At 67.4% G+C, this 25,501-nt stretch carries 21 protein-coding genes, 1 other RNA gene, 1 pseudogene and 1 riboswitch; of the genes and pseudogenes, 11 read left to right on the top strand and 12 right to left on the bottom strand.

The genetic code is table 11. The features are described 5' to 3' along the window. Positions 1–15 precede the first annotated feature (15 nt). Both LDO41_RS21590 and LDO41_RS21585 read right to left on the bottom strand, forming a co-directional pair. A complete protein-coding gene (locus LDO41_RS21590) occupies positions 16–4,236 on the bottom strand; it encodes a translocation/assembly module TamB domain-containing protein (RefSeq protein ID WP_223991887.1) in 4,221 nt (1,406 codons plus the stop codon). 46 nt (positions 4,237–4,282) lie between these two features. Then, on the bottom strand, positions 4,283–6,151 hold the full coding sequence (locus tag LDO41_RS21585) for an autotransporter assembly complex protein TamA (protein WP_223991886.1): 1,869 nt from the start codon (positions 6,149–6,151) through the stop codon (positions 4,283–4,285). A gap of 200 nt (positions 6,152–6,351) precedes the next feature. Between LDO41_RS21585 and LDO41_RS21580 the strand changes: the two genes are divergently transcribed. From LDO41_RS21580 to panC, 3 genes are all read left to right on the top strand, one after another. Then, positions 6,352–6,543 carry a DUF3460 family protein gene (locus tag LDO41_RS21580; RefSeq protein ID WP_223991885.1) on the top strand — a complete coding sequence of 64 codons (192 nt, stop codon included), beginning with the start codon at positions 6,352–6,354 and terminating at the stop codon, positions 6,541–6,543. A gap of 1 nt (position 6,544) precedes the next feature. Then, on the top strand, positions 6,545–7,426 hold the full coding sequence (locus LDO41_RS21575; protein WP_223991883.1) for a segregation and condensation protein A: 882 nt from the start codon (positions 6,545–6,547) through the stop codon (positions 7,424–7,426). 179 nt (positions 7,427–7,605) lie between these two features. Next, entirely contained in the window at positions 7,606–8,445 is an 840-nt protein-coding gene (gene panC, locus LDO41_RS21570) for a pantoate--beta-alanine ligase (protein ID WP_223991881.1), read from the top strand. A 29-nt stretch (positions 8,446–8,474) separates the two neighbouring features. On the opposite strand, the gene LDO41_RS21565 is transcribed toward panC, so the two are convergent. Next, a complete protein-coding gene (locus LDO41_RS21565) occupies positions 8,475–9,668 on the bottom strand; it encodes a PepSY-associated TM helix domain-containing protein (RefSeq protein ID WP_223991879.1) in 1,194 nt (397 codons plus the stop codon). Positions 9,669–9,810: 142 nt separating this feature from the next. Between LDO41_RS21565 and LDO41_RS21560 the strand changes: the two are divergent. Then, positions 9,811–10,404 (top strand): annotated as a pseudogene (locus LDO41_RS21560) (N-acetyltransferase family protein); the annotation flags it as partial. On the opposite strand, the gene LDO41_RS21555 reads toward LDO41_RS21560, so the two are convergent. Next, a complete protein-coding gene (locus tag LDO41_RS21555) occupies positions 10,401–11,099 on the bottom strand; it encodes a ParA family protein (RefSeq protein ID WP_223991876.1) in 699 nt (232 codons plus the stop codon). The pseudogene LDO41_RS21560 and the gene LDO41_RS21555 sit on opposite strands and share 4 nt — an antisense overlap. Before the next feature lie 62 nt (positions 11,100–11,161). Then, on the bottom strand, positions 11,162–12,667 hold the full coding sequence (locus tag LDO41_RS21550; RefSeq protein ID WP_223992097.1) for a cobyric acid synthase: 1,506 nt from the start codon (positions 12,665–12,667) through the stop codon (positions 11,162–11,164). A 164-nt stretch (positions 12,668–12,831) separates the two neighbouring features. Between LDO41_RS21550 and cobU the strand changes: the two genes are divergently transcribed. The 4 genes from cobU (at position 12,832) to LDO41_RS21530 (ending at position 16,640) form a co-directional block, all read left to right on the top strand. Beyond that, a complete protein-coding gene (cobU, locus tag LDO41_RS21545; protein ID WP_223991874.1) occupies positions 12,832–13,521 on the top strand; it encodes a bifunctional adenosylcobinamide kinase/adenosylcobinamide-phosphate guanylyltransferase in 690 nt (229 codons plus the stop codon). A 6-nt stretch (positions 13,522–13,527) separates the two neighbouring features. Next, on the top strand, positions 13,528–14,493 hold the full coding sequence (cbiB, locus tag LDO41_RS21540) for an adenosylcobinamide-phosphate synthase CbiB (RefSeq protein ID WP_223991872.1): 966 nt from the start codon (positions 13,528–13,530) through the stop codon (positions 14,491–14,493). Between the two features lie 76 nt (positions 14,494–14,569). Then, complete coding sequence (cobD, locus tag LDO41_RS21535; RefSeq protein WP_223991862.1) at positions 14,570–15,637, top strand: threonine-phosphate decarboxylase CobD; 1,068 nt, start codon at positions 14,570–14,572, stop codon at positions 15,635–15,637. 76 nt (positions 15,638–15,713) lie between these two features. Beyond that, complete coding sequence (locus tag LDO41_RS21530; RefSeq protein ID WP_223991861.1) at positions 15,714–16,640, top strand: cobalamin-binding protein; 927 nt, start codon at positions 15,714–15,716, stop codon at positions 16,638–16,640. A gap of 29 nt (positions 16,641–16,669) precedes the next feature. On the opposite strand, the gene cobC is transcribed toward LDO41_RS21530, so the two are convergent. The 7 genes from cobC to LDO41_RS21495 are packed head-to-tail and all read right to left on the bottom strand — an operon-like array spanning position 16,670 to position 23,653. Then, positions 16,670–17,269: an alpha-ribazole phosphatase family protein gene (gene cobC / locus LDO41_RS21525; RefSeq protein WP_223991860.1), complete on the bottom strand. Its 600-nt coding sequence runs from the start codon at positions 17,267–17,269 to the stop codon at positions 16,670–16,672. Beyond that, complete coding sequence (locus LDO41_RS21520; RefSeq protein ID WP_223991859.1) at positions 17,254–18,087, bottom strand: adenosylcobinamide-GDP ribazoletransferase; 834 nt, start codon at positions 18,085–18,087, stop codon at positions 17,254–17,256. Before LDO41_RS21520 ends, cobC begins: the two co-directional genes overlap by 16 nt. A gap of 7 nt (positions 18,088–18,094) precedes the next feature. Beyond that, positions 18,095–19,171, bottom strand: a complete 1,077-nt coding sequence (cobT, locus tag LDO41_RS21515) for a nicotinate-nucleotide--dimethylbenzimidazole phosphoribosyltransferase (protein ID WP_223991858.1) — start codon at positions 19,169–19,171, stop codon at positions 18,095–18,097. A 39-nt stretch (positions 19,172–19,210) separates the two neighbouring features. Then, on the bottom strand, positions 19,211–19,861 hold the full coding sequence (cobO, locus tag LDO41_RS21510; RefSeq protein ID WP_223991856.1) for a cob(I)yrinic acid a,c-diamide adenosyltransferase: 651 nt from the start codon (positions 19,859–19,861) through the stop codon (positions 19,211–19,213). Then, a complete protein-coding gene (locus LDO41_RS21505) occupies positions 19,848–20,675 on the bottom strand; it encodes an ABC transporter ATP-binding protein (protein WP_223991853.1) in 828 nt (275 codons plus the stop codon). Before LDO41_RS21505 ends, cobO begins: the two co-directional genes overlap by 14 nt. After that, positions 20,672–21,691 carry a FecCD family ABC transporter permease gene (locus LDO41_RS21500; protein ID WP_223991851.1) on the bottom strand — a complete coding sequence of 340 codons (1,020 nt, stop codon included), beginning with the start codon at positions 21,689–21,691 and terminating at the stop codon, positions 20,672–20,674. Before LDO41_RS21500 ends, LDO41_RS21505 begins: the two co-directional genes overlap by 4 nt. A gap of 9 nt (positions 21,692–21,700) precedes the next feature. Continuing rightward, complete coding sequence (locus LDO41_RS21495) at positions 21,701–23,653, bottom strand: TonB-dependent receptor plug domain-containing protein (protein ID WP_223991849.1); 1,953 nt, start codon at positions 23,651–23,653, stop codon at positions 21,701–21,703. Positions 23,654–23,723: 70 nt separating this feature from the next. After that, a riboswitch (cobalamin riboswitch) is annotated at positions 23,724–23,998 on the bottom strand. Positions 23,999–24,227: 229 nt separating this feature from the next. Between LDO41_RS21495 and LDO41_RS21490 the strand changes: the two genes are divergently transcribed. The 3 genes from LDO41_RS21490 (at position 24,228) to ssrS (ending at position 25,458) form a co-directional block, all read left to right on the top strand. Next, positions 24,228–24,557 (top strand): hypothetical protein, encoded by a 330-nt coding sequence (locus tag LDO41_RS21490; RefSeq protein WP_223991847.1) that lies wholly within the window; start codon positions 24,228–24,230, stop codon positions 24,555–24,557. After that, positions 24,554–24,883, top strand: a complete 330-nt coding sequence (locus LDO41_RS21485) for a cell division protein ZapA (protein WP_223991845.1) — start codon at positions 24,554–24,556, stop codon at positions 24,881–24,883. Before LDO41_RS21490 ends, LDO41_RS21485 begins: the two co-directional genes overlap by 4 nt. A 358-nt stretch (positions 24,884–25,241) precedes the next feature. Then, positions 25,242–25,458: non-coding RNA, 6S RNA (gene ssrS, locus LDO41_RS21480), on the top strand. Positions 25,459–25,501 lie beyond the last annotated feature (43 nt).

Genomic DNA, 25,501 nt, shown 5'->3' with positions numbered 1-25,501 from the left:
TTCGGCTCCTGTCGATCAACGCTTGATGGCCTCGATCGGATCGCCGGCCGGCTCGCTGGCCGCGCTGTTGGCCGGCTGGGTTCCGGGCGGGAGATCGGGATCCACATCCGTCGTACGACGGTTGGTACTGCCAGCGAACAGGCTACTCCAGTTGTTGAAGCGGCGGTTGAACAGCACCGACAATCCGTTGATCGACCCGCCCTTGGCAATCAGCGACCACCGCCGCGAGAACGCCCACGTCAGCTTGACGATGTTCGACGCCGACGTCAGGCTCTGCTCGTAGCCGACCGAGATCTGATCGGTCACCGACTTGCCCACGCTGACCACCTGCTGGTCATTCAGCCCCGCGGTACTTGGCCCGATCGAGAACTCGTCGATGCCGAGATGCTGGACGATTCCCTTGCCCGCGCGGGCACCGATCATGCCGAGCGCGGCGCCGCCCAGCGCGCCGCCACTGAGCTGGCGCTGCTGCCCCGCCCCAGCGCTCTCGGCGCCGTAACCGAACATCAGCCACGAGAGCTTGTCCTCGTCGGGCACATTGGGTTCCGACACCAGCCGCACACGCGGAATGCGCACCGTGCCGGTCACCTCGACGCCGGCCTCCACTTCCTGATTGCGGCGCATCGCGCGGATATTGATGTTCGGGTTACTGATCGGCCCATTGAAATTGATGATGCCGCGTTCGATATTCAACTTGCGGCCAAACGCTTCGTACGTGCCATCGACCACGCGCACGGTGCCGGTGGCGCGCATCGGCGAGAGCGGCGCACTGGCAATACCGAGCTGGCCCGCGAGCAGCAGATCCGCGCCGGCACCGCGGAAGCGGAAGTCGTTGCCGAGATCGATGGCGATGTCGATCACCGGGCTGAAGCGGCTCGTGGGCGCTTCCTCGGGTACCGGCACATTCGCGGTCGGCAGTTCGCGCTGGTCGCGATGGCGGATCACCACCACGTCGTCACCGAGTTCCGGCGCGCCGGACTTCGGCAGATCGAACAATCCGCGATCCACGCGGAACTTGCCGCGAATCGTCAACTGGCGGTTCTCGTTGGCAATGCCGGCTTCGCCCGAGACGATCAGCGTGCGCTCGGGACTCGCGAACAGCTGAAGCTTGTCGGCGACGATCTTGCCGGTCAGGTTCGGATCCGACTCGCCGAGCTTGATCGCGCCGGTGGCGACCAGCGTGCCGTCGCCGCCGCGGAACTGCACCTGCTTGAGCTCCACGGTGTTCTGGTCGAGCACCACCTTCACCACGCCATCGGTCAGGCGAATGCCGAGGTCGTACAGCGTCACGCCAATCCCACTGCCATCGACATTGCCGGTCAGCAGCGGCTTGCCCACCGTTCCCGCCAGCTTGAGGTTCGCCGCCAGCTTGCCTTCGAGCGCGTACTGCGGGCCCGTGAACGATTCGAGCGACTTGAGCCGTGGGATATCGAACGCGACCGTGCCGTCCAGCGTGGAGGTGGGGCCGATGTTCTGCAAACCCTGCTCGGAGACGAGACCCGCCGAGGCATCCACGACGATGCGCCCGATGCGCTCGGCCGCGGTGCCGCCGCGCAAGGTCACGCGACTCCCCACGACTTCAGCACGTAGCTGCGTCTCGCCAAGCCCCAGCGCGGTCCAGCCGCGCCCCGCGTTGATCGACGCATCGCCCGAACGCCGCCGGATCTCGGCAAACCCGCTCGCGGTCTCCGCCAGTACCAGATTCCATTTGCCATCGAGCACGAGGTCCGAGCGCACCGGCGGGGCTTCGCCGCTGAATAGCGCGACCAACTCCAGCACGTGCGCGACGCGCACGCCATCGAGCGACCCCGCGCTGCGAATCCGGCCGTGATCCCAGTCGAGCCCGTCGATCGCCATGGTGGCCTGATCGAAGGCAAAACGCGCGGGCCCGAGCTTGATATGCTGATCCGCCACTAGCAGCGTGGTCGGCGCGGTCAGGCGCAGATTGGCCGCGCCGCGTTCCTCGAAGGTGCGGATAGTGCCGTTCCAGCCTCCGCCGTTCTTACCTTGACCTTGCCACCCCCCCTGCCCCGCCAGATTCAGCTGGATCTGCCGCCGCCGCACCGTGCCGACCGCCTTGGCCTCGAACGTGTGATTGGCCTGCGTGCCGGTGAGGTTGGCATCGAGCGTGCGCACCACCGCGTCCGGGCCCTGATAGTCGCGCGCGGTCAGTTGCGCGGACAGCGTGCCATCGAGCCCCCCGCGCAGCTCGGCATGGCCGCTTGCGCTGGCAAGCTTGTGCGGGCCGAAGACCAGCCCCTGCGCGCTGTAGTCGCCAACCACCTCGGGCCGCCGCAGCGTGCCTGTCACCTCGGCATCGACCTTCGCGCGGCCCGCCACACCGAACTTCAGGCGTTCGAGCTGCGGCGCATCGATCGCGACCTTGAGCCGGTCTCCGCGCGCGCCAAAGCTGCCGCGCAGATCCACCTGATTGCCGGCCATGCTCAGCGAGGCCTCGCTCGGCAGCAGCCGTTCGCCTTCGAACCGGACCTTGCCGTTGCCGGTCATCGGCAGCCCCGCGTATTCGCTCTCGCGCAGGCCGAAGTCCACCGCCACGCGCAGCCGATCCGGCACCGAACCCGTGGACAACGTGCCGGTGGTCGAGAAATCGGCATTGATGCGCCCCGGCGCCACCTTGGCCACGCGCGCGGGATCGAAGTTGGCGAGCTTGCCCTTGAAGTGGAACGCCTGCTCCTCCTTGAGCGCGAGCCGGCCGTCGGCCGTCAGCGTGCCCGCTCCAATGCCAGCACGTAAAGATGTCAGCGTCACCGCGTCTTCATCGACGCGCGCATCGGCAAACAGCTTGAGCTCGCCGCCGGCGAGGTCGAGCGCGACGCTCTGCCGGCCCGGTTCCAGTCGCAGGATGACCGGCCCCGCCAGACGCGTGGGCACCAGCGCCGTGTGCAGCGCGGCCACATCGAGCCGACGCACGTCGAGGTCGAAACCGCCGCGGCCATCGCGCAACATGCCCTGGCCCAGAATCTCGCCGCGGCCCAGCAGCGCGATGCGCAGGTCACGCACGCTCTGCGCGGCTTCGCTGACTTCCACGCGCGCGTGCACCGATTCCACCGGCAGCCGCTCCTTATCGATCGGTCCGGGTTCGAGATTGCGCACGGTGAGCTCGCCCGCCACCGCGAGCGGCGCCACGCCGGGCGCCGGTGTAGCCGGCGTTGGCACCGGTGCGGACGCGGAAGCCGCCGAGGCCGCCGCCACCGCGCTGGCGGCGGTCTGTCCCGGCTGCGGCCGCGCGATCACGGGGGGCGGCGCCACCGCTTCCACAGGCCGCAGCTCGGCATGCACGGTCAGGTTGGCCTGCGGCGCGCCGGGGCTGAACAGCCGCGGATTGATGCGTTCGCCATCGACCAGCAGATGCGTGAATGGCACCCTGCCGAACGGCGTCAGGTCAGCCGTGGCGCGGCCGCGAATGCGATCGCCGCTGGCCTCCAGCTCCGCGCGCAGCGCATCGAGCGAACCACTTGCGGTGGCGGACAGCGCGAACGACTCTTTCTGCCATTCCCCTTCGAGCAGCGCCTCCGCCGTGAGCGGATACGGCTTGGGCCCGGCCAGTTGCGCGTTGGCCTGCAGCTTGCCGTAAGGCGTGACCAGTCGATCGACGGTAAGGCGATGACGCGTACCGTCCGAATGCAGCGCGGCGGCGAGGTCCGAGAACACCAGCGGGGTCGCCGTGGGCGCGTTGCCTTCGAGGATCGACAACCGTTCGAGCGTGAGCGTATCGACGTCGATCGCCAGCGGTAGCGACAGCGAGTCGGGCATGCGTGCGGGCGTCGCGGCCTGATCGGGCGTTGCGGCCGGCAGGCGCGCATCGACGCGGCCGAGCCGCAGCGACTGCACGTGCAAGCGCGCCGGCGACCACGTAAAACTCCATTCACCGTCCACGCGATCGATCGTCACGCGCGTGGCGGCATCGCCCTCGCCGCTCGCATACACCACGTCACGCAAGTGCAGGCCCGTGGCCACAGTGCCGCCCTCGAACTGTCCGGCGAGCAGGCCGCCCGAGAGTCGCGTAGCCACCGCCCACAACTGCCGCGTGCCACCCTCGGTGCGCAGCGCGAGCACGACGGTGCCGATCAGCACCATCACCAGCAAAAGCAGCGTCACGCCACTCCATGCCAGCACACGCGTCACCTTGCGCCACACCCGGCGCCGCGGCTTGTGCGCGGGCGGCGGGGCGTCGCGATCGGGACGCGGCACGGGCGGCATGTCGGGAATGCTCATGCGCGCGCCTTGTCAGTGGAGGTCATGGAGCGGTGGCGGCTCGTCATCAGAATGCCACCCCGAGCGAGATATGCGGACGGAACTGGTTCTGCTGGATGCCGTAGCCGAGGTCGAGCTGCAGCGGGCCCACCGGGCTGCGCCAGCGCGCGCCGACGCCCACGCCGTTGTAGAGCGTGATGCCTTTGATTGAGTTGGTCGCGGTACCCACGTCCCAGAACACCGCCACGCCCCAGTCGGGCTTGAACCAGTACTGGTATTCGAGGCTGCCGGTGCCAAGGTAGCGTGCCGGCAATATGCTGGCGCCGTCCGGGGTACCAATCGACTGATAGCTATAGCCACGAATCGAATCGGTGCCGCCCGCGCGGAACCGCAGCGAAGCCGGAATCCTGGCGGGATCGGACGAGGTCAGATCCGCGCCGAGTTCGAGCCGCGCGATAAACAGATCGCGCGTGCCCACCGGCACGTACTGGCGAATCCGCCCATAGAGCCGCAGGAACGTGGCATCGGACAGAATGTTCTTGGCGGCCACGCCGACCTGTGTGTTGATGACATTTCCGCGCCGCGGAAACACGGGGTTGTCCACATCGCGGCGCGTCCACGCGAACGCGGGCACCAATGCCTTGGAAATCTGCGCGTCCTGGCCGTAGGGCACGAGATTGTCGTAATAGAAATCGAGCGAGAACGTGGTGTCGTACTTCTCGCGTGTGCGCGAGCGCTTGAGGCCCGTGCGCCAGCTGGTCAGGTCGGTGCTCTCGATATCGATCGTGCGCTCGTAGCTGCCGTACAGGCTGTTGCGGTAGGTATGCGAGTCCGGCGGCATGGCCGTCTCGAGGAACGCATACTGGCGCTTCTGCTCGATCCGCAACTGCGAGTCGAACACCCACGCGCGATTGAACAGGTTGTAGTACGAATAGCGGCCCTCGACCTGCGCGCCCGTGTCGGTCGTGTAGCCAACGCCCGAGGAGAGCCGGTTCACCGGGTACTCCCGCACGCGCACGCTCACCGGCGCGATCACGGTCTCGTTGTGCGCGGCGTCGGCCGTCGGCGTCTCGAGCTCCACCTGCGCGTTGGAGAAATACGGCTGGTTCTGGATCGCGCGCTGCAGTTCGAGCAGGCGTTCCACACGATACGGCTCGCCCACCGACAGCGGGTTCACGTTGCGAATGATCTGCTCGGGATAGCGGCGCGTACCGGTGACCTGCAGCGGCCCGAGCACATACGCGGGGCCGCTGTCGTACTTCGCGGTCAGGTCGGCGGCGTGCTCGTCGGCCTCCACACGCGCGCGCGACGAGGCAAGCTTCGCGCCGTAGTAGCTCTTGCTCTGCAGCGTGAGCAGCGCGTTCTCCTTGGCCTTGTCCCAATCGTCCTGGCGGAACGGATCGCCCACCGGCAGGCCCCACTTGGCACGCATCTCGGCCACCTGCTCCGGTGCCTGCGTCGCGGCGGGGCCGGACACCGACACGTCAACGCTGCGGATCAGTGTACGGGCGCCGGCATCGACGGTCACGTGCACCACGCGGTCGCTTCCCTCGCCCTCCACGCGCGCGGTGGTGGTCGGATCGAACCAGCCCTCGGTGGATGCGAACTGCCGCACCTGATCGCCGACGGTTTCCACCATATAGGCGAACTGGTCGTCGGACAGATCGGTACGGCTGGCGTAGCGTGCGAGGTCCAGATGCTCCTTGAGCATGTCCTCGAGCGGCTTGGGGGCGTCCACCACGACTTTGTACACCGCCGCGGCCGGCGCCGCTTGCAGCGCGAGCAGGAGCGGGACGAGCGACAAGAGCGCGCGCGCGACAGAGCGTGACAGCGCCGCGCACGGGCGATCGCGGCCATGGCCATCCGACGGGGGCGGCGGGGGCGGCGAGCGTCGCAGGATGGTCGTGGCGGCCCAGCGGCCCCGGTCTCTCGTCATCCGTCGTTTTGAACCAGCGAAGTCGCTATTTGACCACACCCGGCGTCGTGCGACTGCGACAAATCGGCCATGGTGGCGGCTTTCGGGGCGATCAGGTACTGACCGAGCCGATTCCGAGCAATTTCGTCAGCGATCGACGCCGATACGGTAAAATCCTGCCCCACCCACACCAACTTGCCCCGCGAGGCACAGGTTTCATCATGGCCATGTACGAATCGGACATCACCCAGTTCCTCAAGACCCTCAAGCAGGAGCGTCCGGCGCTCGAGTCGGAACAGCGTGAAGGCCGTTCCCTGCTGTGGGACAAGGCACCGATCGACCTGGAAGAGCGCGAGCGCGCCGCCGACTCGCGCGTAGCGCAGAAGCCGTACGTCTACTCGCTCGACAACTGAGTTGTCTCAGGAAAAGCTGATCCTGCCGGTGGAGCTACCCAGTGTGGCTCCCGGTGCCGGCGGCACACCCGGCCCCGCCGACATGGTCGACGGGCTGGCGTTCGCGCGCCTCTACGGTGAGCCGCTGTTCAAGCTGCCGCAGGATCTGTATATCCCGCCCGATGCGCTCGAGATCTTTCTCGAGGCGTTCGAGGGTCCGCTCGATCTGCTGCTGTACCTGATCCGCAAGCAAAACTTCAACGTCCTGGACATTCCGATGGCCCAGGTGACGCGACAGTATCTTCTGTACGTCGAAGAAATCCGCAAGACCAACCTCGAACTGGCGGCTGAATATCTGCTGATGGCGGCCATGCTGATCGAGATCAAGTCGCGCATGCTGCTGCCGGTGAAGAAGGCCGACAGCGACGAGGAAGCCGAGGATCCGCGCGCCGAACTGGTGCGCCGCCTGCTCGAGTACGAGCAGATGAAGCTCGCGGCGCAGCGGCTCGACCATGTGCCGCAACTGGGTCGCGACTTCCTGCGCACGCAGGTGTTTATCGAGCAGAGCCTCGCGCCGCGCTTCCCCGAAGTCGAGACGATCGACTTGCAGTCGGCCTGGGCCGATGTGCTCAAGCGCGCCAAGCTCAACCAGCACCACAAGATCTCGCGCGAGGAATTGTCCGTGCGCGAGCATATGAGCCAGATCCTGCGCCGCCTGCAGCATGCGCGCTTTATGGAATTCACCGAACTGTTCGACGAAGCGATTCGCTCGGGCAAGGGCGTGCCCGTGGTGGTGGTGAACTTCATCGCGATGCTCGAGCTGTCGCGCGAGTCGCTGGTCGAGATCACGCAGGCTGAGCCATTCGCACCAATTTATGTGCGATTGGCGTACACGCCGACCTGAAATCGCATGTGAGCGGCCGCTGTCCGCCCGCGTCTTTGCCTGCCTCCCTGCCCGCCTTTCCCCCGGCGGCTGCCCGCATGTTCTACAATCCGCCGACAGCCGGCTGGCAATGCACCAATCCGGCGCGCCCGATCCCGTAAGCAGGACTGCGGCTTCCATCACGACAGCACACGACATTCATGAAAGTCATTTCCTCCATCCAAGAGCTGCGGGACCAGCTGCGCGGGCAGAATCGCGTGGCGTTCGTTCCGACCATGGGCAACCTCCATGAGGGCCACCTGTCGCTGATGCGACTGGCGCGCCAGCATGGCGACCCCGTGGTCGCATCGATCTTCGTCAACCGCCTGCAGTTCGGCCCGAACGAGGACTTCGACAAATATCCGCGCACGCTGCGGGACGATATCGAGAAACTGCAGAGCGAAGGCGTGTACGTACTGTTCGCGCCGACCGAGTCCGACATGTATCCGGTGCCGCAGGAATATCGCGTGGATCCGCCGCATGACATCGGCGATATCCTCGAAGGCGAGTTCCGCCCCGGTTTCTTCAAGGGTGTGTGCACCGTGGTGATGAAGCTGTTCTCGTGCGCGCAGCCGCGCGTGGCGGTGTTCGGCAAGAAGGACTATCAGCAGCTCATGATCGTGCGCCGCATGGTGCAGCAGTTCGCGCTGCCGATCGACATCGTGCCGGCGGAGACCGTGCGCGCCGAAGACGGCCTCGCGCTGTCTTCGCGCAATCGCTACCTGACGCCGACCGAACGCGCCGAGGCACCGGTGCTCTACCGCACGCTGCATGAGGTCCGCGACACCGTGCTCGGTGGCAGCGTGACGCTGACGACCGTGGAAGCGGAAGCGGTGAAGCGCCTGGCCGATCGCGGCTGGCAGCCCGACTATGTGTCCATTCGGAAACGCCACAATCTGCAGGCGCCGACGCAGGAAGAGTTCCTCGCGGGCGAACCGCTCGTGGTGCTCACGGCGGCCAAGCTCGGTCCCACGCGCCTGATCGACAACCTCGAGATCTGACGCGCTTCAGGCATTGCGTGTGGCGCGCCTCAGGCGCGCGTCAGCTTGCTCCGCTCGCGCTCGCGCGCGAGGTGCCGGCGATGGCCGGTGCGGCGCTTCCACCAGATCAGGATGCCCGTCAGCGCGAACGCTAGCGGCGTCAGGCCGTAGATCGTGATGAACACGCGCCCCGAGAACCCGAACGCCTCGCCTGTGTGGAGCGGGAATAGCCAGTTGATGAACGTATCGCCGGACGCGGCCTGCCTGGGGTCGCGCGCGGCGATGCGCTGCCCCGTGTGGGCATCGAGCCAGAGCCGCGTCGCGCCCGAATCCTCGCGGATCTCGCCGGCCTGACGCAGGCGGATCTCGTAGGCGTCCGTGGGCTTGCGCGGCAGGCTTACGCGCGTGACCAGCGCATCGGGATACTCACGCTGCGCGGCCGCCACGGCCAGCGCGGGTGAAAGCATCTCCACGTCGGGCGCGGCCGGTGCCGACTGATGCTTCGGCGGCGGCGACACCGTCATCACGCTAGCGATGATTGGCGTCACCCATTTCGGCAGATTCAGATACCACCCCGAGAATGCGGTCATCAGCATCACCGGCGCGATAAACAGGCCGCCGGCACGGTGCAGCGAGAAATTGAAGCGCGACCACGAACCGCCGTGCGTGATGCGTACCGATTGCAGCCACGAGCGCCGGTTCATCTTGGGCCACCACAGCGCCAGACCGACGATCACCGAGATCAGCATCACCATGCCGCACAGGCCGACGATGGTCTTGCCGGTTTCGCCGCTCAGCAGGTAGCGATGCAGGTGGAACAGCGTCGGCAGCAACTGCTCGCGCGACAGCCCCGGCACGCCCCACAGACGTTCGCCCTTCACGTTCAGCGTGATGGGATCAATCATGACCTGCCGCGAGCGGCCAGGCCCCGCGTCCGGCCCCTTGATCGGATAAGCCGCGATAAACACGCCATCCTCGTGCATCGGCAGCATGAACGCATTGGGCCGTCCATAGTGCGGATCGGCGGTCAACTTCCGATAGATTGCATCAATGGCGGGGCCACCGACCGGAATGCGCGCGGGCGCCGAGGCGACCAGCAGGTCCGGATTCAGTGCGGCGTCGAGTTCATCGCGCCAGGCGATGGCGGTGCCGGTCAGCCCCAGCAGCACGAACAACAGCCCGAACGACAGGCCGATATAAAGGTGAACCTTGATGAAGACTGTGCGCAGGCGGCCGGAGACCATGGGGGCGAAAGCAGTAGGTAAAAACCGGGTTGGGCGTACGATTGCCGTTGGCGTCCGTAAAAAAGAGCGCGCAAACTAGGAAATGCAAATGCGAAGGATTCGCGATTCTAGCAGTACGGTATGATCCGCGCGACGCCGCGCACGAACGAATATCATGTCCACGTCACCCCGCTACACCCTCGACCCCGCCCTGCCCGCGGATGCCGACCTGCTGGCCCGGCTGCATAGCGACAGCTGGCGCCATGCCTATGCGGGTCTGATTCCGTTGACCTACCTCGAATCGCACGCGCCCGCGGAGCGGCTTGCCACCTGGCGCGCGCGTATGCATGACGGTGCCGAGGCGCCGATCGAAGTCACCATCCTGCGCATCGACGGCGAGCCGGCGGGCTTTTGCTGCCTGATGCCGCTGGCGGAACCCGGCTACGGCATCTACGTCGACAATCTGCACGTCATGCCCGCCTACCACGGCGGTGGCTACGGCAAGCTGCTGATGGCGCATTGCGTGCGCCGCGTGATCGATCGATGGCCGGGCAAGCCGCTGTTTCTGTATGTACTCGACGGCAATACGCAGGCACGCGCGTTCTATCGCGCGCTCGGCGGCGAGGAAGCCCCCGCGTTCGATGATCCGTTTCCGGGTACCGATCTGATGGTGTCGGTGCGGCGCGTTACGTGGCAGGACCCCGAAGCGCTGCTGGCGCGGCTGCTGTCGTCCTCGAAGGGGCGCGCGCGCGGCTAGCGCTGGGCGTCGGCCGGCACGTGCTCGGGCGTGGGTTCGCGCGGTGTTTCGCGCGCAGGTCCGGACGACTGCCCGTTGGCAAGCCACTGCATGATCGGCTGCCATTGCTCGCGATCGCGCGCCACGCGTGACGGCGCCACATCCCATAGCGTCAGCCCATGCGCGGCCAGCTGGACGTAGTTCTGCGTGTCACGCAGCACGCCCAGCACCGGCAGGCCCACGCCCTCGACGAACCGCTGCAGCTGCTCCGCCGCACGCGTGCGGACGTCCACGCGCATGCCGATCACTCCCACCGCCACATCGCCATGCCGCACACGTCGGTCTTCGGCGAGCCTGGCGAGAAAGTCCTGCGTGGCGAGGATGTCGAACATCGACGGCTGCAATGGCACCACGATGCGGTGCGCGAGCTTCATGACGTCCGTGTAGCGCCAGCCATGGAGGCCAGCCGGTGTGTCGAGCACCACGTGCGTGGTGCCCTTGGGCGGGCGCGCGATATGGTCGCCATCGATGTCCCAGCTACGGATCGGCGCCGCCGCGGCCGGCCGCAGGCCGAGCCATGCGCGCGACGACTGCTGGCGATCGGTATCGCCGAGCATCACGGCATGTCCCTGACTCGCGAAGTAGCCGGCGAGATTGGTGGCCAGCGTGGTTTTGCCCACGCCGCCCTTGGGATTGGCGATCACGACTACCGGCATGAATGTGTCCTCCATCGTCCGAGAGTGCTGCCCCCTGCCACCGGACTGGCGCCGGCGCCGCGCTATTTTAACGGTAACGGCGCACTTTTCGCGTCCCCCATTGGTACGGCAGCCAACGGTGCCAGGGGTGCCAGCATCGCGCGCAGATCCAGATGGGCGGCCATGCTGTCCGCCAGCCGGTCGATCGACGCCTCGCGCAGCGCGTCGAGGTCCACCCCCTGCGCGCCGCCAAGGCCGGCCCAGCGCAGCAGCGCGCCGCACGCGGCCGGATCGTCGAACAGGCCGTGCACGTAGGTGGCCAGCACCTGACCGTCCTCGCCCACCGCACCGTCCGCCCGGTCGCCGTCCAGCCGCAGCGCGGGCCGCGCCAGCGCCGGTCCCTCGGTCACGCCGAGGTGAATCTCGTAGCCGCACACGGTTGCGCTGCCGTCCTCCAACGCGAGGTGGCCGCTCACTTGTCGCAACTGTTTCTCGGGCGCGAGCGTGGTGTCGAAGTCGAGAAAACCGAGCCCGTCGCTGGTGCCGGCCGGGCCTTCGCGACCGTCGGGGTCATGCACGCGGCGGCCCAGCATCTGCATGCCGCCGCAGATGCCGATCAGCTTGCCTCCGTAGCGCAGGTGCCGCGCCAGCGCGTCGGTCCAGCCGTTGGCACGCAGGAATGCCAGATCGGCGCGCACGCTCTTGCTGCCCGGCAGGATCACGAGGTCCGCCGGCGGAATCGGCATGCCGGGTCCGACAAAGCGCAGATCGACGCCCGGATGCGCGCGCAACGCATCGAAGTCCGTATGGTTGGAGATGCGTGGCAGCACCGGCACGATCACGCGCAGCAGCGTGTCCGGCGCGCCATGCTTGGCGCCCTGCGTGGCCACCACGGCGTCTTCGGCGTCGAGGTGCAGGCCGTGCAGGTATGGCAGGACGCCGAACACGGGTTTGCCGGTGCGCTCGGTAAGCCAGTCGAGCCCCGGCTGCAGCAGCGCGATATCGCCGCGAAAGCGGTTGATGATGAAGCCCGTGACGCGCGCGCGTTCGCTCTCGGACAGGCAGTCGAGCGTGCCGACCAGATGCGCGAACACGCCGCCGCGATCGATATCGGCCACGATGACCACCGGGCAATCGACGCGCTCGGCAAAGCCCATATTGGCGATGTCGCGCGCGCGCAGGTTGATCTCGGCGGGACTGCCAGCGCCTTCGACCATGACCACGCCGTACGCCTCGCGCAGGCGCGTATGGCTCTCCAGCACGGCCGCCATCGCCTGCGGCTTGTAGGCGTGATACGCGCGGGCGTCGAGGTCCATGCGCGCGCGGCCGTGGATGATCACCTGCGCGCCGATGTCGCTACTCGGCTTCAGCAGCACGGGGTTCATGTCGGTATGGGGCGCGATGCGGGCCGCCTGCGCCTGCAATGCCTGCGCGCGGCCAATTTCGCCGCCGTCGACGGTCACCGCGCTGTTGAGCGCCATGTTCTGCGGCTTGAACGGCGCCACCGCCACCCCCGCGCGCGCGAGCACACGACACAGGCCGGCGACCACCGTGCTTTTACCGGCGTCGGAGGTCGTGCCCTGAATCATCAGGGTGCCATGCAAGTCACCTGTGGGGTACGGCAAGGCGTGGGAAATGGGGGGGTGAGCGGCAGTCATGCGCGAATTATCGCAGGGTGCAGCCGGACCCCATCACCGTGCGTCTGCAATATCCATGCATGCGAGTGCGCGATGCGGCCGCTACAATACGCCGGATGGAAACCAAGGCCCTCGGTATCACCACTGACACGCCCGCCACCGCAGTTGCCGCTGGCGCGAGCGAACCCGTCGTTGCGACGGCGCCGCTGGAAGCCAGCGGCGGCGCGGCGCCGCGCGAGCTCACGCTCGTGATCGGCGGCGCCCGCTCGGGCAAGAGCCATTTCGCGGAGCAGCTCGCGGCCGATTACACGCTCGCCACCGGTGGCCCTGTGACGTACATCGCCACCGCACGGCACGACGCCGATCCCGCCGACGAGGAAATGGAATTGCGCATCGCGCTGCATCGCGCGCGACGCCCCGCCGACTGGGCGCTGGTCGAGGAGCCGCTGCAACTGGCCGACGCGCTCTATGCCAATGCGCGCCATGGCGGCTGCATTCTCGTGGATTGCGTCACGCTGTGGCTCAATAACCTGATCTTCGACGAGAGCCGCTCGTATCCCGAGTACGGGGTCATCACACCCCCGCCCGTGTTCACCGAGGAAATCGACGCGCTGCTCACGGCGCTGCCGACGATCCCCGGCCACGTCATCCTCGTCACCAACGAGATCGGCTTCGGCGTGGTGCCGACCGGCTCGATCACGCGTTTCTACGTCGACGAACTCGGCCGCCTCAACCAGAAGCTCGCCGCCGTCGCCGATCGCGTGCGCCTGATCGTCGCGGGCATCCCGGTGAACGTGAAGGGCTGATACCGCATGGTCATGCTGCCCTGGGCGGCCACCGTGGCCGCCGCGCTGGCCGGCGTGCTGCTCGATCGCTGCTTCGGTGAACCGCGCCGCTGGCATCCGCTGGTTGGCTTCGGCAACGTTGCCGCCGCGTGCGAACGCCGTTTCAATCGCCCGTCTCGCGCCAAGTGGACGCAACGTGCCGTGGGCCTGTGCGCATGGACGGTGCTCGTGCTCGGTCCCGCCGCCATCGCATGGGCCGTGCTGCGCGAAGTCACCGCGCTGGCGCCGTGGCTCGCGTGGCTGCTGCAGGCCGTGGCGCTGTACGCCGCGCTGGGCGCGCGTAGCCTGATCGAGCATATCGCGCCGATTGCCGATGCCCTCGCACGTAACGATCTGCCCGCAGCCCGCACGCTGACCGCGCGCATCGTCTCGCGCGATACCGAAGATGCCGATGCCGAAGCGCTGGCGCGCGCCGCCTGCGAGTCCGCGCTGGAAAACGGCAACGATGCGATCTTCGGCGCGCTGTTCTGGTTTCTGGTCGGCGGCGCGCCCGCCGTCATCGCGTTCCGGCTGGCCAACACGCTCGATGCGATGTGGGGCTACCGCACGCCCCGGTTGCTGCATTTCGGCTGGGCCGCCGCGCGCATCGACGATGGACTGAATCTGATCCCCGCGCGCCTGACCGCGCTGTCATACGCGCTGCTCGGCGCCACGCTGCCCGCGCTGCGCTGCTGGCGCACGCAGGCGCGCGCATGGTCGAGCCCCAACGCGGGACCCGTGATGGCCGCCGGCGCCGGCGCGGTCGGCGTGGCCCTCGGTGGCGGCGCGCGCTACCACGGCGAATGGGAAGCCCGCCCCCCGCTCGGCCTCGGCGCCGCCCCGGGCGCCCAGCACGTGCACGCGTGCCTGCGCCTTGTGCGCCGGACGCTGTGGCTATGGCTGGCGCTGGCCGTGGCCAGCGTGCCGCTGGTCATGCGCGGAGGCATGGCATGAACCCGGCGGCACCAGCCCCTTCCGCGAATCGTCATCGCAGCAGCCGCGCAATGCGCGCCGTGCCCGGAGACATCGCATGACCCGCACAACGCCCCCGCCTCCGGCGATCCGTCATGGCGGCGATCTGCTTGCGGCCGTGCGCCGTTATGGCCGCAGTGCCGACGACTGGCTCGATCTGTCCACGGGCATCAATCCCGACGGCTATCCGGTGCCGCCGTTGCCGGCGGACGCCTGGCAACGGCTGCCGCAAGACGACGATGGTCTCGCGGAAGCGGCGGCGCTGGCCTATGGTGCCGTGCAGGCGCTGCCCGTGGCCGGATCGCAGGCCGCCATCCGCACGCTGCCGACCTTGCTCAAACGCGGCCGCGTCGGCATTGCCGCGCTCGGCTACAGCGAGTACGCCCCCGCGTTCGCGCGCGCCGGCCATACGGTGGTGCCGCTCGGCGAAGCCGATTTCGCCCACGCCGACGGCGATGGCGATGGCCATGGCACGCGGGGTGGCGCGCTCGCCAATGGCCTGATCGACACCCTCGACCACCTCGTCGTAGTCAACCCGAACAATCCCACCGCACGCCTGATACCAGCCGCCACACTCGCCCAGTGGCACGCGCGGCTGGCGGCGCGTGGCGGCACGCTATTGCTCGACGAGGCGTTCATCGACTGCCATCCCACGCAATCGCTCGCCGCCAGCGCGCATCTGCCGGGGCTCGTGGTGTTGCGTTCGCTCGGCAAGTTCTACGGGCTGGCCGGCGTGCGCTGCGGCTTCGTGCTCGCGGAACGCACGGTGCTGGACCCGCTGCAATCGGCGCTCGGCCACTGGACCGTCTCCGGCCCCGCGCGCGTGATTGCGCGCCATGCGCTGATGAACACCGCATGGCAGTCCGCCACGCGCCTGCGCCTGACGCAACAGGGCGAACGGCTGGCCATGCTGCTGCGCTGCCACGGCCTGTCCGCGATCATGCAGCCGCTGTTCTGCTGGGTGCCCGACGCCGAAGCGCCCGCCCTCCACGATGCACTTGCGCACGCCGGCGTATGGACGCGACTGTTCGACGCCGCCGGCGACTGCCCCGCGAGCCTGCGCTTCGGCCTGCCACCCGATCGCGACGACGCGTGGCAGCGGCTCGATCTCGCACTCGGCGGCTGACACTCACCGACCATGCCCCATCGCTACCGTGACCCGTCCTGAACGGCTCAAACTCCTACTTTCACGCTGCCGACCCATGACGCCCGCCCGCGCCCTACCAGCCCTACCCGCCCTACCCGCCCTTCCCGCCCTTCTCCTGCTCTGCACCTGCCTGCCCGCGCACGCTGCGCTCTCCGTCGTCGACGACTCCGGCCAGACCGTCACCCTTGCGCAGCCGGCGCGCCGCATCGTCTCGCTGGCACCGCACGTGACCGAGCTGCTGTACGCCGCCGGCGGCGGTGACCGCATCGTCGGCACCGTGAGCTACAGCGACTATCCGCCCGAAGCGCGCGACCTGCCGCGCGTTGGCGACAACAAGGCGCTCGACCTCGAACGCATCGCCGCGCTCAAGCCCGATCTGATCGTGGTCTGGCGCCACGGCAACGCGCAAAAACAAACCGACCGGCTGCGTGCACTGGGCATGCCGCTGTTCTTCAGCGAACCGCGCCGGCTCGACTCGGTGCCCGAGAATCTGGAAAAGCTCGGCACGCTGATGGGCACCAGCACGGTCGCCAATCGCGCCGCCGCCGACTTCCGCCAGCAGATCGACACGCTGCGCAAGACCTACGCCGCGCGCCCGCCGGTGACGGTGTTCTATCAGGTGTGGCAGCAACCGCTGATGACACTCAACGGCCAGCACCTGATCAGCGACATGCTCGCGCTGTGCGGCGGCCGCAATCTGTTCGCCAACGAAACGCCGCTGGTACCAACCGTGTCCACCGAAGCGGTGCTGGCTGGCAACCCCGAAGTGATGCTCACCGCGGCCATGGGCGCGACACGGTCCGACCGGCCGCTCGCGGACTTCACGATGTGGGAAAAGTGGAAACAGGTCACGGCCGTGGCACGCAACAACCTGTTCACGATCGATGGCGACCTGGTGAATCGCGCGGGCCCGCGCGTGGCGCGCGGCGCCGAGGAAATCTGCAAAGATCTCGAAATCGCCCGTTCGCGCCGCCCGCGCTAGGCCACCGCGTTAGACAACATCAAGGCGCGTCAATCGACGGTACGGTTCCACCAGACCAGCTGCGCGTGGGGCGCTTGCAGCCGCAGACAACAGGACGCGCCGAACCCGAGTGACCATTGCAGCGTCTGCGCGAGCGGCACGCCCAGCCAATGCGCGGCCAGCATGCGAATCGGCCCGGCGTGGGCCACCACCCACCAGCATGCCTCGCCAGAGGTTTGCACATCGCCGGCCCATGCGCTGACGCGCGCCATCACCTGTGCCGCGCTCTCGCCGCCATGTGGGCACGCGCCCATCAGATCGGCCGCCCACGCATCGAGATCCGCGCGCGCGATGGCATCCCAGGGCTGCCCCTCCCACGCACCAAAGTCGAGCTCCTGCAGGCGCGGCTCGATCTGACACGGTACCGGCGCCGTCAATGTCTGCGCCAGCAATGAAGCGGTGTCCCGCGCCCGCGCCGCCGGACTCGTGACGATGCGCGCGGGTGCGTGCGCGTGCAGTGGCGCGGCCATTTGCGCGGGCGCAGGCGAGCATGGCTCGGTCAACGCCAGATCGAGCCGCCCGTAGCAGATCGCCGGCTGGTCCGCTGGCGGCAGCACCGGCCGCGCATGACGAATCAGTACCAGGTCCATGCCGCCGCCACGAAATAGACCAGCAGTTCCGCGAGCTGCTGCGCAAAGCCAAGACAATCGCCGGTATAGCCACCAATGCGGCGCACGAAGTAAGCCCCGAGCGCGAGCCGCAGCAGTGCCAGCGCCAGCACGGTAACGAGCGCGAATGCCGCCCAACCGTAAGGCGTGGACAGGTCGGCCCCTACGTAACCCGTATGCGCAAAGGACATCCAGCACAGCGGCACCACTCCGCACAGCAGCGCAAACAACAACCCCGCGCCACGCAACCGCTGCGCCACGGGCCGCGCCTTGCCCTCGTCGCGCACGTACTCATGCGTGGCAAGGTAGGTGATGGCCATCGCGCGGCTGGCACCATGCGCGGCGACGATCGTCGCAACGAGTATGGCGAGCCCACCCGTGGTGCCGATCTGCAACAGCAATTGCCACTTGAGCAGCAGCACCACGACCACCGCGATCACCCCGAATGCGCCCACGCGCGAATCGTGCATGATGCGCAGCACGTCCTCGCGCGTATAGCCGCCGCCAAATGCATCGACGCAATCGGCCAGACCATCCTCGTGGAACGCACCGGTCAGCAGCAGCGTGGCCGCCATGCCGATCAACACCGCGACCGGTGGCGACCACAGATGCGCGGCCCCCCACGTCGCCAGCGCGCCAACGCCCCCGACCAGCAGCCCGATCAACGGAAAGTAGCGCGCGGCCGCATTCAATTGCGCGGGCGTAAAGCCCACCCAGCGCGCCAGTGCGGCCGGCAGCGGCACGCGCGTAAAGTAGCCGAGTGCCGTCAGAAAGAAGCGGAGTTCGTCGGCGGCGCGCATCCGCTCTCTATGCGCTCGCGGTGCTGACGCCCGCGCCGCTGAAGGTCGCCATCTCGCGCAGGAACGCCGCGGCCGCATTGACCAGCGGCCACGCCAGCGCGGCACCGGTCCCCTCGCCCAGGCGCAGGTCGAGCGCCAGCACCGGCTCGGCTTGAAACTCCGCCAGCAGCGCGCGATGCCCCGACTCGTGCGAGCAGTGCGAGAACACGCAGTAGTCGAGCACCGCCGGCGCAATGCGCGCGGCCACCAGCAACGCCGCGCTCGCGATAAAGCCATCGACGAGAATCACCATGCGGCTCGCGGCGGCGGCCAGGAACGCGCCCGTCATCATCGCGATCTCGAAACCGCCAAAGGCGGCCAGCACATCGAGCGGCGCGGTGGCGTCCGCGTGCAGCGCCAGCGCACGGGCCAGGACCTCGCGTTTGTGCGCAAGGCCGGCATCGTCGAGTCCCGTACCACGCCCCGTGCAGGATTCGATCGGCAGGCCCGTGAGCCGGCTCATCACGCATGCCGCCGCGGACGTGTTGGCAATGCCCATCTCGCCGAAGCCAATCACATTGGTGCCCTGCTGCGCATGCCGCAGCACGCGCGCAATGCCCGCGTTCAGCGCGGCAACGGTCTGCTCGGCCGTCATCGCGGGACCTTCGAGGAAGTTGCGCGTGCCATTGGCGATGCGGCAGTTCACGAGCCCCGACGCGGCCGGTAGCGGCGCGCGCACGCCCGCATCCACCACCTCCAGCGTCATCCCATGCAGGCGTGAGAACACATTGATCGCCGCGCCACCATTCAGGAAATTCAGCACCATCTGCGCCGTGACCTCGGCCGGATACGCGCTCACGCCCGCATCGGCCACGCCGTGGTCGCCCGCAAACACGATCACGGTGGGCCGCTTCAGCTCGGGCCGAGTGGTACCGAGCACCATGCCGATGCGCAATGCCAGCGACTCCAGCCGACCCAGCGCGCCGAGCGGTTTGGTCTTGTCGTCGATGGCGGCCTGCAGCACCGGCCGCAGCGCGGGATCCGGTGCCTCGATCGACGGCAGCGGAAGCGAATAGTCAGACAGAGAGGAGAGAGGCGATGACATAAGGCAACAATCCGGGGGCAACAACAATAAACCGTGACTCTACATCTCGACGCCGCGTTGCGCCTTCACGCCCTGCTTGAACGCATGCTTGACGAGCGTCATGTCGGTGACGGTATCCGCCGCGTCGATCAGTGCCTGCGGCGCGCCGCGGCCCGTGATCACCACATGCTGCATCGGCGGGCGCGCGCGCAGATCGGCGATCACGCGGTCCACGTCGAGGTAGTGCAGCTTCAGCGCGATATTGAGTTCGTCCAGCAGCACGAGCGCCACCGAAGGATCGGACAGCAGCCCGCGCGCAAGCTCCCAGGCCGCCTCGGCCTTGGCCACGTCGCGCGCGCGATCCTGCGTCTCCCACGTATAGCCTTCGCCCATCACGTGGAACGCGCACTCATCGGGAAAGCGCCGCAGGAACTGTTCCTCGCCGCTCGGGATCGCCCCCTTGATGAACTGCACCACGGCGGTCTTCATGCCGTGACCCATCGCGCGAACGACCATGCCAAAGCCCGAGCTCGACTTGCCCTTGCCATTGCCAGTGGTGATCACGATCACGCCACGCTCGATCTGTGCGGCGGCGATCTTCTGATCGACCACGTCCTTCTTGCGCTCCATGCGCACCTTGTGCCGCTCGTCGCGGCTGTCGTCGCCACCCTTGTCAGCAGGGGTACCGGTGTTTTCTTCAGTTGTCGTCATGTCGGGTTCCATCGGGAATCAACGCCCAGTGCGTGCCATCGCTGACACTGATGATCGGCGTGCGCAGCGCGCGCGAGCATCGTTCGGGCGTGAGCACGTCGCCGGCAGGCCCGTGCAGCGCGTGGCCGTCTTCGGCCATCAGCAGTGCATGGGTCGCGTAGCGACGCGCGAGGTTGAGGTCGTGCACGATCACCACCGCCGCATGGCGGCCCGCGCGTACCAGACGCGTCAGCAGATCGAGCACCAGAATCTGATGGCGCAGGTCCAGATGCGCCACCGGTTCGTCGAGCAACAGCAACGGCGCCTGCTGTGCGAGCGTGGCGGCGAGCGCCACACGCTGCCGCTCGCCGCCGGACAGCGTCATCACGTCGCGCCGGGCAAAACCATCGAGGTCGAGCGCGGCCATCGCGTCGGCGACGATCGTGTCGTCCTCGCGTCCGCTCCAGCCCCATCCGGCAAGGTGAGGATGGCGGCCCACCCGCACCGCATCGGTCACGGACATCGAGAACGTGTCATGGATCGCCTGCGGCAGATACGCGCGTCGCAGCGCCAGTGCGGGCGGCGCGATCCGTGCGAGCGGCACATCGTCCAGCCGCACTTCGCCGCCTTCGGGCGCGCGCAGACCGGCCAGCACGCCCATCAGCGTGGACTTGCCCACACCGTTGGGACCCACCACCACCCACAGCTCACCGGCGCCAATCGCCAGACCCAGGCCATCGACCAGCACACGCTCGCCCGCGCGCAGGCGAATATCGTGCAGTACCAACCGCGGGCATGCCGCGCGCGGCAGCATCCAGTCCGACACAGCAGTCATCGGGGCCTCCGCAGCAGCAGGTAAAGGAACGTCGGCACGCCGAGCAGCGCGGTAATCACGCCCACCGGCAACTGGGCCGGCGCGATGACCGTGCGCGCGACCAGATCCGCCGCCATCAGCAGCGTACCGCCGAGCAGCACCGCGGCCGGCAGCAGAAAGCGCTGGTCGTTGCCCCACGCAAGCCGCACCAGGTGCGGCACCACAAGGCCAACGAAGCCGATCGAGCCCGCGGTGGTGATCGCCGCGGCAATCGAAAACGATGCCACCAGAAACGTGATCAGCCGTACGCGGCCCACGCGCACGCCCAGCGCCTGCGCCACGGTCTCGCCGAGCAGCATCACGTTGAGCGAGCGCGCGATCGGCATCACGACGACCAGCGCGAGAATCAGCGTGCCCAGCGCGCCGCCATAGCTCGCGGTACCGCCGAGGTCACCGGTCAGCCAGAACAGCATGCCGCGCAGCCGAGACTCCGGTGCCACGGCAAGAATCAGCGTGATCAGCGCACCCCAGCCCGCAGCGAGGATCACGCCCGTGAGCAACAGTCGCGCGCCCGCCTCGTGATGGCCGCCCTGCACCTGCGGATGCAGCAGATCGCGCCGCGCGAGTGTGGCCACCAGCACCATCGAGCACAGCGCACCGCCCGCGGCACCGGCCTGCACGCTCCACAGCGGCAGCGTCATCAGCATTGCCAGCAGTGCGCCCGTGGCCGCGCCCCCGGAAACGCCGAGTACGTACGGCTCGGCCAGCGGATTGCGCAGCAGCACCTGCATCAGCGCGCCCGAGAGCGCCAGCAGCCCGCCGCACGCAAACGCGGCGATCGCGCGCGGCAGCCGCAGCTCGCGCACGATCGCGCCGGCCAGTCCGGCGTCTCCCGCACGCTCGCCACCGCTCAGCGCCGCCCACAGCTGCGTGGCATCCAGCGACACGCTGCCAAGCGCCAGCGACAGCGCGAACACGGCGAGCCCCGCCAGAGCCAGGGCCAGCCAGATTGCGAGAGCGCGCCGGAACTCAGCCATCGCGCCCCGTCACTTCTGCCGCCAGCCGAGCGTGATATAGCCCGCCCGGCCCTGCGTGTTGTACGGATACGCGAGCTGGTAGTTCTTGTCGAAAAGGTTTTCCACGCGAGCGGCGACGAACCATTCCTTGGTGATGTTGTAGCGGGCAGTGAGGTTGACGATACCGTATCCGCCGAGCGTACGCGAGCCGTTGTCGAGGCGGGCCGACGACACCAGCCATTCGCCGCCCAGACGCACTGGACCGATATTGCGGCCCACATCGAACGAGGCATGCCGACGCGCGCGGCGCACCAGCTGCGTGTGGTTGGTCTCGTCGGTCGGATTCTGGAACGTCACGTTCGCGCCGAGGTCGGTACCCCACACCGAGGCGCGCCACGACGCTTCCACGCCCTGCACCTTCGCACTATTGACGTTCTGTGCCAGGAACAGGCCACCGCCCACCGCCGTGGAGACGATCAGGTTGTCGTAGCGCGTCTCGAACGCGGTCACGCGCAGCAGACCGGCCTGCGCGCTCTCGTACTGCACGCCCACCTCGGCCGACTTCGCACGTTCGGGGCTCAGGTTCGGCTGGCCGAAGCCCGGGAAATACAGCTCGTTGAACGTCGGCGCGCGGAACGCGTTGCTGACGTTGGCGATCAGCTTGAGCGCGTCCGTCACGTTGAAGCCGTAACCCGCAAAGCCGCTCGCCTGATTGCCGAAGTCCGAATAGTGGTCGTTGCGGACATTGAGCTGGAGCTGGTTGCGCCCGATCCGGCCCTCGTAGCCACCGTACACCGAGAACACGTTGCGCGAGGGCGCGCTGTACGAGCTCGAGGCCAGTGTCTGCTGCAGGTAGTCGGTGCCGAACAGCAGCTTGTGCCCGGCCGTCAGCACGTACTCGTTCTGCCAGTTGATCTGCCGCGTGCGCGTGTTGAACAGGCTGTCGAACAACCCGTTCCTGGTGCCTTCGCTGCGATCCTGACTCTGCGCCACCTTGATGTGCGTGGTCCAGTCCGGCAGCAGCCTGCCATTGACGAACGCGGACACCGTGTAGAGCTCGCTATCCATACGCAGGTCGTCGGTCGGCCGGCCACTCGTGCTGTCATACGACAGTTGGCTATTGGAGTAATACGCGGCCACGCCCGCATCCCAGTCCGCGCTGAACTTGTGCCGCAACTGTCCCGACACGCTCCTGTTCTCGTACGGGTTGTCGTTGGGGTTCGGCCCGCGCGTGGCCGGCGCGGTCGGATTGTCGCGACGCCACTGGTCGGCGTTGATCGACGAAAAGCCGTCGGTCTTGAGGATCGAGCCCGTCACGTTGAACGAGGTGTCGCCGATCTGGCCGCCGTAGCCAGCCGTGGCCTGACGCGTCTTGTTGCTGCCGTATTCCACCGATGCCGTCGCAGCCGGGGCCTGGCCCACGCCACTCTTGGTAAAGATCTGCACCACGCCGCCGATCGCGTCGGAGCCGTACAGCGCCGACACGTTGCCGCGCACGATCTCGATATGATCGATCTGGTCCGGCAGGATATTGGCCAGTTGCGCGGTGCCGCCGCTCACGCCGGCGATGCGCACGCCGTCGACCAGGATCAGCACCTGATTCGAATTGGCGCCACGCAGGAACAGCGTGGTGTTCGCGCCGATGCCGCCATTGCTCGCGAACTCGACGCCAGCCTGGCCACGCAGCAGGCTGCGCAGATCGGGCGCCTGCGAATTGACGATATCTTCCTGGGTGACCACGGTGGTGTGCGGCAGCGCGTCCGAGACGGACTGCGCGGTGCGCGAGGCGGTGACGACGATCGGGTCGAGCTGGCGCGACACGCCGCTCTCCTGCGCATGCGCGACCGGAGCCAGGGCGCCGAGCGCACTGACGGTGCCAAGAGAGATCAGCGCACCCCTGCAGGCCGCGGTGGATGGACGTACGGGTGGCATCGACGCCATGGTCGGCCGTTGCAGCGGCGACCGTTGAAGCGAAACTCGCATTGCTAGGATGGGATGTGGAACGGCCAGACCCGTTCCCCCGCGGGCCGTGTGGCGAAGTGGCGCCACTTGCGTGCGCGCCCGCGTTCAGGCCGGTATCCGGGCTGACGACATCAGGCCGGCCGCCTTCCCGCATGCGCGATGCATGCAGTGGCTTCCGGACAGCCCTGCGAGGCCTCGGGCATCGACATGTCGTCGACACACGTTGCGTTCGCGGTCGCTTACCGTTGCGGGGGCAGCACAGGTTGGCTGGCTCCGGCTGGCTGCCGGCGCTGGCTCCCTGTTTCCCGTTGAACTGCCCTGCCGCATGAATCAGCGGGGCGAGCACCTGGAACGTGCGCGAGTGTAGGGAGTTTCAAAGGTGCCGTCAATGCGGCACGATGCACCCCGTTGCAGGCGAATTGGCTCGATTTTGATCTCACTTCCGATGCAACTTCGACGCACGATGGGAGTCAGATCGGCTCATCGGTGTGGGATCGCGGGTGGAACGTATTCACGCATCGGCTAGAATCCGGAAATCCCGAGTTCAAACCGGACATCAGTCGACAACATCAGGGCGACACCAGGACAGGCAACTATGCTCACTGAACTTGAACAACTGGCTGCCAAGATCGGGCGCGTGCTCCATCACGCGGATACGCTGGCGGCGGAGAATCAGCGACTGCGCGCGGAGATCGACCGCCTGCAGAACGAAGCGGGCCAGCTGCGCGGCGAGCGCGAAGCCATGGCCGCCGATCGCGAGCTGCTCAATATCAAGATCGAGGAAGCCCAACTGCGCATCCAGTCGATTCTGGACAAGCTGCCGACCGCGAGCGACGCCCGTCAGCTCGATCTGCTCGGCGAGAGCGGCGCGGCTGGCACCACAGGCACCGCTGGCACGCAATCGGCTCCCGGAGAACACGCATGAGCAACAAGCAAGTGGAACTCACCATCGCTGGCCAGGCCTATCGGTTTGCCATCGCGCCCGACAACGAAGCCGCGCTGCTGGAAGCGGTAGCGCTCGTCGATACGCAGATGAACAAGCTCAAGGGCAACGTCGCCGCCAAGGGTGTCGAACGCGTGGCGGTGATGGCCGCCATCAGCATCGCATCGGATCTGCTGGCACTGCGCCGCAAGCAGAGCGAGGACGGCTCGATTCCAGTGGACGCGGTGCGCGCGCGCATTCGCGAACTCAACGAACGCGCGGACGAAGCGTTGCGACAATACGCGCACGTGGGCACCGACTCGCGCTGAATCGGTTGCGGCACAACGGGTATCGGATTTTTTTGCGCGAGGGCCTTGAAGTTCACCGTGCGATACCGATATCCCGCTGATGATGGGATGCGTGCAGGATGTGCAGCGTCGCGCAAAATGTAACCATACGGCATGACGGACTTGGTATGGCTCGAAGCGCGGTGTATAGTGGAGCCACTGTTCACCGCCGCCCGTAGGTACGTAAAGACGGGCACGCAAAGCAAGTCTCCGCGTAAAGGCACAGAGCAGCAAATGGCCAGGTTATCGCGCCCGGCCGCCGTTCTCATCCCATCCTTGAAGAAACGGCAAACGTCTGACATCGGTACTCCAACCGTACGTGAGAGTCAGACGTTTGACAGTTTCCCTGCCTGGTTCGTGAAGATCATAATTCCTTGAACCGATATGCATAGCATGGTGCGGGATCATGTCGTGTGGGCGAGCGCGTCATCGCATTCATAGTCTGAGCCTGGCTTGGACTCCCTGAGTGGGTGATGTACCCAAAATACGACTTCCGCAGCCACTCTGAACCTCACTTGGGTTCAGGATGCCGATCTAGCGGCCGAGGCGGGGACCCCTTAAAAGGCGGTGGTTTATACAAACCACTGCCTTTTTCCTTTT

The sequence above is a fragment of the Cupriavidus pampae genome (assembly GCF_914271485.1).
Classification (GTDB): domain Bacteria; phylum Pseudomonadota; class Gammaproteobacteria; order Burkholderiales; family Burkholderiaceae; genus Cupriavidus; species Cupriavidus pampae.
The sequence above is the reverse complement of the archived record's forward strand: the minus strand, read 5'-3'. Positions and strand labels throughout refer to the sequence as shown.